Annotated in this window: 14 protein-coding genes; all 14 read right to left on the minus strand. The window is 32.4% G+C overall.

Annotation, left to right across the window (positions count from 1 at the left end):
• Positions 1–1,070 precede the first annotated feature (1,070 nt).
• Positions 1,071–1,415, minus strand: a complete 345-nt coding sequence (locus tag ABG79_RS09560; protein ID WP_057979256.1) for a hypothetical protein — start codon at positions 1,413–1,415, stop codon at positions 1,071–1,073.
• A gap of 47 nt (positions 1,416–1,462) precedes the next feature.
• On the minus strand, positions 1,463–3,394 hold the full coding sequence (locus ABG79_RS09565; RefSeq protein ID WP_057979257.1) for an OPT family oligopeptide transporter: 1,932 nt from the start codon (positions 3,392–3,394) through the stop codon (positions 1,463–1,465).
• Positions 3,395–3,640: 246 nt separating this feature from the next.
• Positions 3,641–4,585 carry a thiamine pyrophosphate-dependent enzyme gene (locus tag ABG79_RS09570; protein ID WP_057979258.1) on the minus strand — a complete coding sequence of 315 codons (945 nt, stop codon included), beginning with the start codon at positions 4,583–4,585 and terminating at the stop codon, positions 3,641–3,643.
• 11 nt (positions 4,586–4,596) lie between these two features.
• Positions 4,597–5,775, minus strand: a complete 1,179-nt coding sequence (porA, locus tag ABG79_RS09575; RefSeq protein WP_057979259.1) for a pyruvate ferredoxin oxidoreductase — start codon at positions 5,773–5,775, stop codon at positions 4,597–4,599.
• 18 nt (positions 5,776–5,793) lie between these two features.
• Entirely contained in the window at positions 5,794–6,096 is a 303-nt protein-coding gene (locus tag ABG79_RS09580) for a 4Fe-4S binding protein (protein WP_057979260.1), read from the minus strand.
• Positions 6,089–6,667: a 2-oxoacid:acceptor oxidoreductase family protein gene (locus ABG79_RS09585; protein ID WP_057979261.1), complete on the minus strand. Its 579-nt coding sequence runs from the start codon at positions 6,665–6,667 to the stop codon at positions 6,089–6,091. The genes ABG79_RS09580 and ABG79_RS09585 overlap by 8 nt, the downstream gene beginning before the upstream one ends.
• A 218-nt stretch (positions 6,668–6,885) precedes the next feature.
• Positions 6,886–7,155 (minus strand): pro-sigmaK processing inhibitor BofA family protein, encoded by a 270-nt coding sequence (locus ABG79_RS09590; protein WP_057979262.1) that lies wholly within the window; start codon positions 7,153–7,155, stop codon positions 6,886–6,888.
• A 43-nt stretch (positions 7,156–7,198) separates the two neighbouring features.
• The gene (locus ABG79_RS09595) at positions 7,199–7,420 is read right to left on the minus strand and encodes a hypothetical protein (RefSeq protein ID WP_057979263.1); all 222 of its coding nucleotides are present in this window, start codon (positions 7,418–7,420) and stop codon (positions 7,199–7,201) included.
• Between the two features lie 95 nt (positions 7,421–7,515).
• Positions 7,516–7,893: a CBS domain-containing protein gene (locus ABG79_RS09600; protein WP_057979264.1), complete on the minus strand. Its 378-nt coding sequence runs from the start codon at positions 7,891–7,893 to the stop codon at positions 7,516–7,518.
• Between the two features lie 122 nt (positions 7,894–8,015).
• Entirely contained in the window at positions 8,016–8,954 is a 939-nt protein-coding gene (locus ABG79_RS09605) for a tetratricopeptide repeat protein (RefSeq protein WP_057979265.1), read from the minus strand.
• Positions 8,955–9,327: 373 nt separating this feature from the next.
• Positions 9,328–9,714, minus strand: a complete 387-nt coding sequence (locus ABG79_RS09610; RefSeq protein ID WP_057979266.1) for a helix-turn-helix transcriptional regulator — start codon at positions 9,712–9,714, stop codon at positions 9,328–9,330.
• 36 nt (positions 9,715–9,750) lie between these two features.
• Positions 9,751–11,136, minus strand: a complete 1,386-nt coding sequence (locus ABG79_RS09615; protein WP_057979267.1) for a carbon-nitrogen hydrolase family protein — start codon at positions 11,134–11,136, stop codon at positions 9,751–9,753.
• Positions 11,133–12,251, minus strand: a complete 1,119-nt coding sequence (locus ABG79_RS09620) for a hypothetical protein (protein ID WP_057979268.1) — start codon at positions 12,249–12,251, stop codon at positions 11,133–11,135. Before ABG79_RS09620 ends, ABG79_RS09615 begins: the two co-directional genes overlap by 4 nt.
• Positions 12,252–12,267: 16 nt before the next feature.
• Complete coding sequence (locus ABG79_RS09625) at positions 12,268–12,510, minus strand: hypothetical protein (protein WP_057979269.1); 243 nt, start codon at positions 12,508–12,510, stop codon at positions 12,268–12,270.
• Between the last annotated feature and the right edge of the window lie 80 nt (positions 12,511–12,590).

The following is a 12,590-nucleotide window of genomic DNA, read 5'->3' on the forward strand; positions in this document are numbered from 1 at the left end:
GTATTACACTTTAGTATATTCCCTTGTTATTTTAAATTAGCTTTACTATTCTTCAATATTCTTTATATTTCTCGCTATTTCTATTACCGACACACAAGGCAGTGTGTATTGGTGACATTCACTTGATTTCTTGACTTCTTGAGTTGTTTGTCAATTGGGACAAGTGATTGCTGCGCTCTATACCACCTTTTAACCTTTTACTTTCTCACTGTTATCAAGTATTCTTGATAGTTTTTGTAAAAATTCTCTCTCCTTAATCTACACTCCGTCGAAGAGTGAAATTGTTGTAATAAGTCAGCAATGTTCTTCAAATGATATACATTAAAGATCATGTCAGACTAAAGTTGACCTTTTAAGAATTGAAATAAAAACGACTCTTGAAAATAGAGATTATTATGCGTTAAAAATAAGATAATAAACGTGTATGATAAAAAATATTATATCATTATTGGCTCAACTTATAATGTTATGGTTAAATTGTTAGCATATCTTGTTCTAAAATAACTTCTCTAAACCAACTTTATATATAAACTTTTCTATATAATTTAAAAAACTATGAAATAAACCAATCGGTTGGGATAATAGTTTAACAGCTCAAGCAGGGAGAATTTATCCTGCTTTAAATATTCCTACCTCATCTTGTTTCAGAATAGGTTCAATAAAATAAGAAGTTAAAAAAACTGTTTAACTCCTACAGGTAAAAAAATAATCGATGAATTTATTATATTTCCAGTGATGATTTCGACAGCTAAGGAAAAGTTTTGCCATATAAAAACAAGAGCAATTTAAATTAGATACCATTTAACTAATAAAAATTAGCAGGCTTACATTTAGCGCCTGCTACGTTTTATGTCTATTCAACATTCTTAGCTTCATTATTATTTAAACAAAATTATTTAAACAAAAATAATACTAAACTATGGAATAAATAATTCTGTAGTTGATTATATATGAATTGAACTTTTTTCCTATAGATTTTGCAACATCTTATACTATAAAGTCCAAAGTTTTCTAGATATAGCTTGGTCGAATTGTCAAACAAATCAAGAACTCAAGAAATCAAGTGAATGTCACTCAACAAGGTTAATCACCTTAATGCCGCCTTTATAATCTATTTTAATAAGTCCATTTTTGTATAGGTCATCGATAACCAAATCAACAAATTTTTCTGGCTCGGTTACCTTAACCTGCCTTTTACTCCACCATACGCGGCCTTTGACGTCCTTTATTATGTCTTGGAGTTCGAGTATATTGGCACTTTTTTTGTTTTGCAGGTAAGAAAGTATTTTCTTTTTGGATTTTTTAAGCAAAACATTTATGAGTTCTTTAGGCAGCAAACTTTCCTTTATGTATCCAACGTATATTAATACCATTGTTATAAGTGCCACAGATATTATATATAGTATATATTTCATTCTTATCCCCCTTGATTTAAAATTAGGCGGCATAATGCCGCCTAAAATTACTTGCTTACTGTTTTATTTTTTGGAACTGCATTCTTTCCTACATTATCAACATAGAACCAAAGTGATGCAGCAACCAGCAAGAACATAATCAGAGCACCCCATTGTCCAAGAGGCATTTCCTTTAAAGCTAAATCAACATTAGCATAAGCGAACGCAGCAAGGATAACTCCCATTAATCCTTCGCCTGCAATAAGCCCTGATGAATAAAGAACTCCAACTTCAACCTTTTCCTTTAAAATATTTTCGTTCTTTTCCTTCTTGTCAAATATTCCTCTTATAATTCCACCAACCATTATAGGTGTTGATAAATGGATTGGTAGATATAGACCTATTGCTACTGGAAGAGCTGGTATTCCAAATAGTTCAAGCATAACTGATGTTGCAACCCCCATGAATACAAGATTCCATGGAAGGTTTCCATTCATTATACCTTCAATAACAAGCTTCATCAATGTAGCCTGTGGAGCACCAAGTTCCTTTGAACCAAATGTATACGCTTGATTTAACATTATCAAAATAAAACCAATTACAACTGCTGATGAAAGAACACCAACTATTTCACCGAGCTGCTGCTTCCATGGAGTAGCACCAACAAGATAACCTGTCTTTAAGTCCTGTGAAGTATCGCCGGCAATTGCTGCAGATGTGCAGATAACTGCTCCAATTACAAGCGCTGCAATCATACCCTTTTGTCCCGAATATCCAGCAGCCTTTAATATAACTGTTGTAATCAAGAGCGTTGCAATTGTCATACCTGAAACTGGGTTTGATGAACTTCCAACAAGACCAACTATTCTTGATGATACTGTTACAAAGAAGAAACCAAATATAGCAATCAATATAGCTCCAAGAGGCCCAACTGGGATTTGCGGTAATACTGCCATTAACACAACAAGAACTAAAACACCGCCTATAATCCACTTAACATCAAGGTCGCTGTCTGTTCTTTCAATCTTACCAACAGCCTTAGCTCCAAATCCCTTCATCGCATCTTTGAATGAATTGATTATGGTTGGAAGAGCCTTGATTAAGCTTATTATACCGCCTGTTGCAACAGCACCGGCACCGATATATCTTATATATCTGCTCCAAATTCCCCAGTATCCAAGTTCCTTAATAGGAGCTGGAGCTGGGAATATTGGTTCTGCAATATATTGACCAAAGAATGTTATCATCGGGATAAATGCAAGCCATGCAAGTATTGCACCGCCAAGCATATAAGCTGATATTCTTGGTCCTATAATAAATCCAACTCCAAGCAATGCTGGATAAACGTCTCCACCGATTGCAGCACCTTCATAACCTTTGATTTCCCATTCAATTTCTGTTGGGAACAATTTCATTCCATCGCCTAAGAACTTATAAACAAGTCCTATAAGACCACCAATGAATATATACTTTGCTCCTGTTCCGCCTTCTTCACCAGCAACTAAAACTTCTGCACAAGCAACTCCTTCTGGATATGGCAAAACACCATGCTCTTGAACTATTAAATATCTTCTAATAGGAATCATGAAAAGAACTCCAAGTGCACCACCTACGAATGTAATAAGTCCCATAGTAAGCGCATCTGGGCTTTCTCCCCATAAGAATAGAGCTGGAAGTGTAAATATTGCACCTGCAGCAAGGGATTCACCAGCTGATGCTATTGTTTGAACTAAGTTGTTTTCAAGAATTGACTTTCTCTTTAAAATAACTCTCACAATAGCCATTGAAATAACTGCAGCTGGTATTGATGCTGATATAGTCATACCTACCTTAAGTCCAAGATAAGCGTTTGCAGCACCAAACACGATTGATAAGAGCACACCCACCACGATTGATAACACCGTAAATTCTGGCATTACCTTATCTGATGGAATGTAAGGGATATACTTCTGTCCTTCCTTTAAGCCATAAGCTCCTTCCGGTAAACCATTTCTTGACATAAAATCCCTCCCCATAAAATTATTTACTTATATTAAATTATATTTCTATAAGATATAATATTTTCCTGCTTATATTTCAAAAAATTAAGAAAATTTTTAATAAAAATTAAACATGATTTTGATATTGACATTCATTATCATTTATGTTATATTGATAATAGATAGAATGCCAAATGACCCCTAACACATAAATGACACTTTACCCCTATCACAAAGCAAAAGCTTCGGGCAAATGCCCGAAGCTTTTTATTTTACTCCTGCAAGATACAGAAGTTTTTCCCATCTTCTATCTACTTCTTCTTGTATCTTTTGAATTATGTGTTCATTTTCTGGCTTAAATAGATGCTTAAATCTTCCTTGTGGCTTTAGCCATTCAGTTATTGGCTTCTTTTCCTTTGGAATGTAGTTTATCTTGTAAACTCCATTTTCAACTTCGTAAAGTGGCCAGAAGCATGTATCTACTGCAAGCTTCATTAGTTCAAGTTCTGTTGCAGTATCGCATCTCCATCCTCTTGGACATGGAGTCAATACGTTCATGAATTTTGGTCCAACTGTGTTAAATGCTTTTTCAGCCTTGTTGTAAAGGTCGAACATATAAGGTGTTCCAGGAATAACAGGAACAGATTGAGCAACATAAGGAAGGTTATGCGCAACCATTATTTCAGTCAGATCCTTTCTGAATTGTTCCTTTCCTGGTTTTGCTTTTCCAGCAGGTGAAGTTGTTGTATCAGCACCCATTGGAGTTGCTGATGACCTTTGAATACCTGTGTTCATGTATGCACCGTTGTCGTAGCATACATAAAGCATATCATGACCTCTTTCCATTGCACCTGAAAGTGATTGAAGACCGATGTCGTATGTTCCACCGTCTCCACCGAAGGCTATAAACTTATACTTTCCATCAACAAGTCCTTTTCTTTGCATAGCCTTAAAAGCAGCTTCAGCACCGCTGCCAGTAGCTGCAGCATTTTCAAATGCTGTGTGTATCCATGAATCCTTCCATGCTGTATATGGATAAAGACATGATGAAACTTCAAGACATCCTGTTGCATTTGATATAACTGCTCTTTCATCATCCTTTAGTGCTTTTAAAATCCAGTTAACAACCATTGGTGCACCGCAACCCGCGCACATTCTATGTCCACCAGTAAATCTTACCTTCTTATTAGAAAGTTCCTTTAAATTTGGCATAGCTACACCTCCTATTCTCTTACTCCTAAGTAGTTGTAGATTTCATATTTTCCTGTTTCAATTGCCTTGAATAAGTCTGAGTAAACCTGTTCGATATTTTCGCTTCTTACGTCTCTTCCACCAAGACCATATATATAGTTTGTAATAATCTTTCCATCCACTTTTCCATACATAGCACTTCTGATTTCAGTAAATAATGGACCACCTGCTGCTGAGAAGCTGTCGGCCTTATCCATTACTGCAACAGCCTTAACATTCTTTAGAGCTTCTGCTATTTCTTCTGCTGGGAATGGTCTGAAGACTCTTATCTTTATAAGACCAACCTTCTTTCCTTGTGCTCTTAAATTATCAACAACAAACTTTGCAGTTCCCGCAGTTGAGTTAATTACAACTATTGCAGCTTCTGCATCTTCCATCTTATATTCTTCAAAGAAGCTATACTTTCTTCCAGTTAACTTTTCATATTCTGCAGCAACTTCAAGTATTACCTTCTTTGCATTTTTCATAGCTTCTGCTTGAAGTCTCTTATGTTCGAAGTAGTGGTTTGGCAGGTCAAGTGGTCCCATTGATATTGGGTCTTGTCCAAGAAGTGCAAATGGTGCTTCTCTCTTTACTCCTACAAACTTCTTAACATCTTCATCATCAAGCATTTCAAGGTTTTCAACAGCATGGCTTGTTATGAATCCATCGTAGCAAACCATAACTGGGAGTTGAACATCCTTGTGTTCTCCTATTCTAATTGCCTGCATTAAATTATCATAAGCTTCTTGAGCTGATTCACCATAAAGCTGAATCCAGCCTGAATCTCTTGCACCCATTGTGTCTGAATGGTCGTTATGTATATTTATTGGTCCTGAAAGTGCTCTGTTTGTAACAGCAAGAACCATTGGTAGTCTCATTGAAGCTCCAACATAAAGCATTTCCCACATAAGTGCAAGACCTGCTGATGCTGTAGCTGTCATAACTCTTCCACCTGCTGCTGCAGCACCAATACATGCTGACATAGCACTGTGTTCTGATTCAACTGGAACGAATTCTGTGTCTACTTCGCCGTTAGCAACGAACTGTGAGAAGTATTGTGGAACTTCTGTAGATGGTGTTATAGGGAACGCAGCAACAACATCTGGGTTGATTTGTTTCATACCATATGCAACTGCTTCATTACCGCTTAAGCTAACTCTCTTTGCCATATTCTAATCCTCCCCTCATTATTCTTCTGGAACAAAGTCAAGTGCGCCGAACTTACATTGCTTTGTGCAAACTCCGCATCCCTTGCAGTGATCATAGTCAAATCCTGTAAGCTTTCCGTTTTCAACTAATATTGAGTTGTCTGGACATACTACCCAGCAAAGTAGGCAGTGCTTACATTTTTCTTCATGCCATACTGGTCTCATTGCTCTCCAGTCACCAGTTTTAAAATCCTCTGCATTACCTGCGTCTATTACTACTCCACCTGGTGTAGTTTCTCTCCAAGTAGTGTTTGGTGTTATGTTCATTTTTCTATTATTCATTTCCCTTCACCTCCTCAAGTGCTCTCTTAACAGCCTCCATGTTCTTTGGAACAACCTGTGGCTTATTAGCAAACTTGTGCTTGAATGAAGCTTCGATGTCATTTAAGAATACATCAACTGGGATAACTTCTGTAATCTTTACAACTGCAGCAAGCATTGGAGTATTTGGGAAGTAAGCCCCAAGTGTTTCTTCTGAAATCTTTCTTGCGTCAATTGTATAAACCTTTCCATTGTAATTCAATTCTTTTTTAATTTCTTCTGGTGATTTTGCAGTATTAACTATAACTGCACCATTTTCCTTTAATCCTGCTGTAACTGGAACTGACTTAATTAATGTTTCATCAACAACAACTACATAATCTGGTTCGTAGATATTGCTGTGGATTGATATTGGGTCATCACTAATTCTGTTATAAGCAGTAATTGGTGCACCCATTCTTTCTGGACCGTATTCTGGGAAACCTTGAATATACTTTCCAGTATTAAAAGCTACTTCTGCAAGTAATAATGAAGCTGTCTTAGCACCTTGTCCACCACGACCGTGCCAACGAATTTCAACAAGCTTACCCATTTGTTTTTTCCTCCCTTCAACTACTTATATTATCTTCAGGCTTTGCCCAAAGCGTGAAACAATAATAATTATTTGTTAATAACACATTGTAAAAGATAGATAAAATAAGGATGGTTAAAATTATAACAGCATACAAATTAGATTGTAACAAAGCAGGTAATTAAAGTCAATAATTGCAATAAATAAAAAAGCTGCATTAGTTAAAACTAACGCAGTTTCTAAGGATAAATGAAGTATTTTATCATGAGTATTAAGCCGAAACCTGGTATGCCTAAAACGCCTACGAAAAACGAGTTTATAATATTCAGTGGTATTGCAAATTTGAATACAGCCAGCACCAAATTTATTGCAAATATTATTAGTCCGCCAATTGCTGTTTTAATTAACACCTTAATTACAATCAAATTTTTCATCTTCATTGAAATTACAATAAGTAGTAATAGTGCTACAATCAATAAATAATTAACTACGTTTTGATCAAGAACCATATAAATCCCCCCTTATAAATTTATTCGGAAGAGATTTTTTATATTACCTCAATTTTTTAATCAAATATGCTATCTTCTTTTCTACAGCCTTTTCAGCAAAAATTGCAAACTCAATAAGGTCTGGGTCATCAACATAGTTGATGTAATCTCTAATATTTTCAAGCTCAGCAACTGCATTTTTAAACTCTTCCATATACAACTTTTTGTTTTGAGCCATTTCATCCTCTGTCTTTGTTTTTGCCAAGATGCTTAATTTTACTTCCATTTTTACACCCCCATTTGTTTTATCTATGATTATTGCCATATAAAATGGGGTTTATACATCTTTTCGTAAAAAATTAGGACGAGCTAAAACTCGTCCTAACTATTTTCTTCAATAAATCTATCTACAATATCTTCCAGTGCAATCAATCCGATTACTTTATTCCCTTTAACAATTGGAATTGCTGACACGTTATTTTGTCTTAGCAACTTAGCAACATCAACAATACTATCTTCTTCTTTTGCAGTTATTACTTTTTTTGTCATAGCAATTTCAACAGGATATACTGCAAAGTGCCCTGTTTCCTTTAAAAATCTATAAATATCCGCTTTAACTATTATGCCCTTCAAATTGTCATCTCCATCAACCACAACAGCAACGCTCTTCTTTTTCTCTTCCATTTTTGTAAGAGCGTCATTTACAGACTCATCCACCCTTAATTTTATAAAATCATTTGATAATATGTTTTTCACCATAATTATCACCTCTTATGATAATTATATCGAATTTTCTGAAGTTATTCTACTTCGATTTTCAGTTATAGTTTATTTTGCGTTGCACCGAACCTACTCACCTGTTAAGTATGATCCACTATTCATCACAATCTTCCTAAATCCTTCAATCTTTCTTTTATTATTATCTTATCTTCTCTAGTCTTAGCTACAGCAAGACCTTTATTGTATATTTCTCTCGCTTTATCTATATCATATATATCGCTTTTATCTAAACAATACATATCAGCATAAGCTATATAGCTCCATGGATTATTAGGAAAATCGTCCAATATTTTTTCGAATTCATTTATTGCTTCTTCTAATTTATTAAGTTTAAAATACGACTCTGCTATTGCCCTTCTCATATTAAAAATTATATCTTTATCTTCCTTTGGAAAATATCTCAAAAATTCTTGGCAATATTCAATCCTCTTTTCAAAATATTTGGGATCGTCTAAACCTGCATTATACAACTCACCTTCTAAATCTTGGCAAAAATCTCTAACAAAAAAGCTGCCACCATATTCTTTGTCCAAATACTCAAGATCTTCAAATTCTGGTCTTATCCTGTATTTTATACCTTCCCATACCTTAAGCCATGTTTCACAAGCTAAAATTGACTCATCCTCGTCTAAATATTCAAACCCTCTGTCAATCAAATCAGACATTTGTTCCATAGACAAAATATTTTTGGGCGCTAATCTCTCCCATAAAACCCAAGCTGCAAGTAAAGGAAAATCTCCGTCTCTTCCTTTAGCAGTCACATTAAAAGTTCTAAACCAATTTTCAGATATCCCTTCTGCTGACAAAAACTTCTCTATATCAGCCAAAAAAGCTTCTTTGTCAAACAGAATACCCATATTTTTTAGTGTGCTAATAATTTTCTCATTGCTCATCTCGCTTACTTCTTCATAAGACCATAAACTTTTTATCCAATTTGTAATGTCAACAACTTGTGGTATTACATCTATTTTATCAATACAGCATTTTTTAAACTTCTTGCCACTTCCACATGGGCATAAATCATTTCTTCCTATTTTCATACAAAACACCTCTTTTATTTTATTGATATCCATTATATCACAAATCAATTTATTCAGTATACTATTACATTTCTTGTAATTTATTGCACTCATAAAAATGATGGGATTAATCTTTATTTATTAGTGTATATCTCTTGTTGACAGACCTCTTGCATGAAAAATCCTCCTTCTTGATTTATATTTTGATTCTTACCAAGAAAGAGGTTTTTAATCAGTTTGCACAAAAATTTTTGTATTTCTTAGAAAAAACTAGTGGTGAATATATTAAAAGTTTCCCTAAGTTATCTTTTGATAATGGGCATCTCTTATTATTTTCAATAGAAATTAGGTTTAGAATTTTTTCACACAATTATTTTTAATTACTTTTTTAATTTCAACCTAAACTTTTATAACTTATTCCTTTTTCTTCATCTTCTAAAGGCATAATAAAATCATATAATGAGCAATCAAATGCATAAGCAAGTTTTATTATCATTTGAAGTGTGGGTTTATATTTATAAGATACGTTTTCAAGGTTTATATAAACTCCTTCTGATAATCCTGCTTTTTCTGCTAGAACACTTTTTTTAATTCCTCTTTCTTTTCTTAATCTTCTGATGTTTCTTTTTACCACAGTATAATCTACAGTCTTATATAAATTGATAAATATTTGCATCAGTTCGATTACGTTTCTATACTCCTTACCATTAATATTACTGTGTTTTTGAATAAATTCAACCAAATCTTTATTTTCCATAATCATGTTTGGGTATTGTTTCATATGTTATCCCCTTTCGTTAATGATATAAAACATTTGTTATCGTATCTTAATTGTTTGTTTTTTATTGTCTCTCAAGTAGTCTATTAGAAATTCATATTTCTCACGCCAACACTTTTTAATTCCTTTTATTACATCATTCTTCCAAAAAGATTCTGGCCCTGTTGATCGGGATAAATCTAATCCATATTTTCCTGCTACACATTTTACTATTTGAATATTTTTATTCAATCCTACTTGTATGCACTCATCTTTTATATCACTCATTAATATCACTATGCAAAAGTTTTCTGCTGCTCTTGCTTTTAATATAGTAGATAACTTCTTTTTGTAATAATCTTCATCTAATTTATCCCATCTGTTTATTATAATATACTTTTTATTAGAGATACCCTTTAATTTTTTACTATACATTAAACTTTCTATCAAAATAGGTTCTTCTACCATATGTTCTTTTAAGTCTAACAAAATTAAATTATGATTATCTTTTTTTACTAAGTATAAACAATTATCGATTTTATTTTTATTATTCAGTAGTTTTAAAATGTCTGTTTTTGACAAGTTTATATCTATTTTTTTATTTATAGAAGAATTTGAATCTAAAAATTCATCGTCTTCTGCTTTATCAAGCTTAAATTTTTCGAATGTATTTGATTTCTTGTCAACCTCAAACATATATAAACCATTTGGCATATCATTATTATAATCACTACTTATTCTTTTGTTTAATATTTTATAACTAAGTTTTTTCCCAAAACCATCAAAAGCAAAAACATATGATTTGTTTCTTTTTTCTTCATCGTAATATGCCATTGTGCAAAGATTATAACATTTATTTTCTAAAGCCCTTGCCTTTTGATATATACTCCACTTTTTATAATCTACGTGACCACCAGTTAAATTGATTAAAATATCTATGTCTCCATATGCTTTATAAAATCTCGAAAATAGTGGCTTATTTGAATCATAACAAATAGTAACTCCTATTTTATATCCTTTATAATCTATGGGCATAAATATTTCTTCTACAGATTCTTCATAATCTGCTAAATCAAACACTGAATAATTAGTTGCTATATGTTTACCATACAGTTTTATATTTTCCTCAAATGGTGAAACATACAATGCGTATATAAAATTATATTTATCTGCCCTACTCGCTAAAATTGGACAATTAGCAATTTTTGCATAATTTCTAAATATATCTATTATTTTATCCCGATCACATTCTTCGCTGTTTTCTTCATAGGCATGGCTTAAAAATGCATATTCATCTAATTTTTCATCTTCAGGGCAATAAAAATGTTCAGGGAAAACAAGTAGATCTAAATTATTTTCTCTTGCTAAATTAAGTGTTTCATAAAAAATCTTATCTTTTTTCTTTTTAGTTAAAGTTGTATCTTGTAAAAATAAACCTATTTTCATAACCCCAACACCCTTTCACAATCTAGAAAAGATACGTTATTGCAACCATTCAGTCTAAAAAATTCTAAATGAGCTTGGGACTCCCTTGTCGATACTAAAATCCCCAAATAAGAATTTTTCCATAAATTAAATAGCCCTCCATTTAAATGCTTACTAACACTTGTCTCTATTTCTACTGAAATTAAAGGAACAAAAATATTTTCATCATCAAATTGTTTAATATAAAATAATAATGGATTGTTAATAATATCATATTCTAAATTTATTGCTATATTTTTCAGCCATTCAATTACACTTATCGGCAAATTGAAGCCTGCTACAATATCAATTTTAGGTAAATACCTTCTGTTTTTTATATTCTTTAGTTCATATAATACTTTTTCTTTAGGATCTTTAATCCCAACTTTTTTTAGATAAAAGTTAAATTCCATATCATCACAATTATATTTATTGCCAAAGTAACTATCTAAGCAATCTTTTATTATACATCTTGTAGGAGTATAATCCTGTTTTATTTCTAAACCGGTTTTATAAAGTAATTTAAGTATTTTGTAACCTATATCTATTGATGCCGTTTCTCCTCCAGATCCTTTCCTTATATAATTATCATCAGTAATTCTATTGTAATTAATCATTAATTTATTTGAATCTAAATGTTTATCACTTCGCTTTAATTGACTCCAATCCAATAATATTACATTACTATCCCCTGAAAAATCTTCAAAATATCTTTTTATTTTTATCGCCCTTCTATATGTATCTTTTTCAGGTATCGCTTCTTCATTATTTACTACAATAAATTTTAAAAAAGAATTACTAAGAATTAAGTTTGCCATATTGCCAATTTGATTTTTACTACTTGAACTAGAACCCTCTATTTCAAAAACAGCTATTGGTAGAAGGTGCAAATAGTCAAAATACAAATTGTTTTTAATGATGTCAGTTATCGAAGAGAAATCATAATATTTACTTAAGTCAAGGAACCAAACAACATCAAAAATAGGTGAATAAAAGCTACTCTTAATTAAACATACTTCTTTTTTTGCTACTAATCCTAATTTTTCTCCAAGTTCTATTAAAAACTCCTGGATTTCAAGTGTCTTATTTTTAGGCAACCCCAACCCCTCCTAATTATTTTATAGGGTCTTCATTTTCGTCATTTAAAAGAATTGAAGGAATCTGACATCTTACTTTGTCGATGTATTCCTTTTTTATATAATTTTCAAGAGCTTCTTCTACTATTTGACTTGCTGTTTTATTTTCCATTACAGCTTGTAATTTTAATGCCCTGTCTAAAATTCCAGAAATAACAAATGTCTTTTTAATTGTTGCAGGTAATAATGTTTTTACATTAGATCTTATTCTCAATGTCATACAAATCCCTCCTACTTATTAGTTTATTTTATTATACATCAATATGTGTTTTATGTCAATATGTATTTATTGATATTCTT

Origin of the sequence: Caloramator mitchellensis, from assembly GCF_001440545.1 — a bacterium.
GTDB classification, from domain to species: domain Bacteria; phylum Bacillota; class Clostridia; order Clostridiales; family Caloramatoraceae; genus Caloramator; species Caloramator mitchellensis.

What these genes read in the sequence shown, in the direction of transcription:
- ABG79_RS09605 (WP_057979265.1), bottom strand. Translation starts at nt 8,954, where the DNA reads ATGAAAATAGGAAGAAATGATTTATGCCCATGTGGAAGTGGCAAGAAG.
- ABG79_RS09560 (WP_057979256.1), bottom strand. Translation starts at nt 1,415, where the DNA reads ATGAAATATATACTATATATAATATCTGTGGCACTTATAACAATGGTA.
- ABG79_RS09615 (WP_057979267.1), bottom strand. Translation starts at nt 11,136, where the DNA reads ATGAAAATAGGTTTATTTTTACAAGATACAACTTTAACTAAAAAGAAA.
- ABG79_RS09580 (WP_057979260.1), bottom strand. Translation starts at nt 6,096, where the DNA reads ATGAATAATAGAAAAATGAACATAACACCAAACACTACTTGGAGAGAA.
- ABG79_RS09570 (WP_057979258.1), bottom strand. Translation starts at nt 4,585, where the DNA reads ATGCCAAATTTAAAGGAACTTTCTAATAAGAAGGTAAGATTTACTGGT.
- ABG79_RS09610 (WP_057979266.1), bottom strand. Translation starts at nt 9,714, where the DNA reads ATGAAACAATACCCAAACATGATTATGGAAAATAAAGATTTGGTTGAA.
- ABG79_RS09590 (WP_057979262.1), bottom strand. Translation starts at nt 7,155, where the DNA reads ATGGTTCTTGATCAAAACGTAGTTAATTATTTATTGATTGTAGCACTA.
- ABG79_RS09600 (WP_057979264.1), bottom strand. Translation starts at nt 7,893, where the DNA reads ATGGTGAAAAACATATTATCAAATGATTTTATAAAATTAAGGGTGGAT.
- ABG79_RS09595 (WP_057979263.1), bottom strand. Translation starts at nt 7,420, where the DNA reads ATGGAAGTAAAATTAAGCATCTTGGCAAAAACAAAGACAGAGGATGAA.
- porA (WP_057979259.1), bottom strand. Translation starts at nt 5,775, where the DNA reads ATGGCAAAGAGAGTTAGCTTAAGCGGTAATGAAGCAGTTGCATATGGT.
- ABG79_RS09585 (WP_057979261.1), bottom strand. Translation starts at nt 6,667, where the DNA reads ATGGGTAAGCTTGTTGAAATTCGTTGGCACGGTCGTGGTGGACAAGGT.
- ABG79_RS09565 (WP_057979257.1), bottom strand. Translation starts at nt 3,394, where the DNA reads ATGTCAAGAAATGGTTTACCGGAAGGAGCTTATGGCTTAAAGGAAGGA.
- ABG79_RS09625 (WP_057979269.1), bottom strand. Translation starts at nt 12,510, where the DNA reads ATGACATTGAGAATAAGATCTAATGTAAAAACATTATTACCTGCAACA.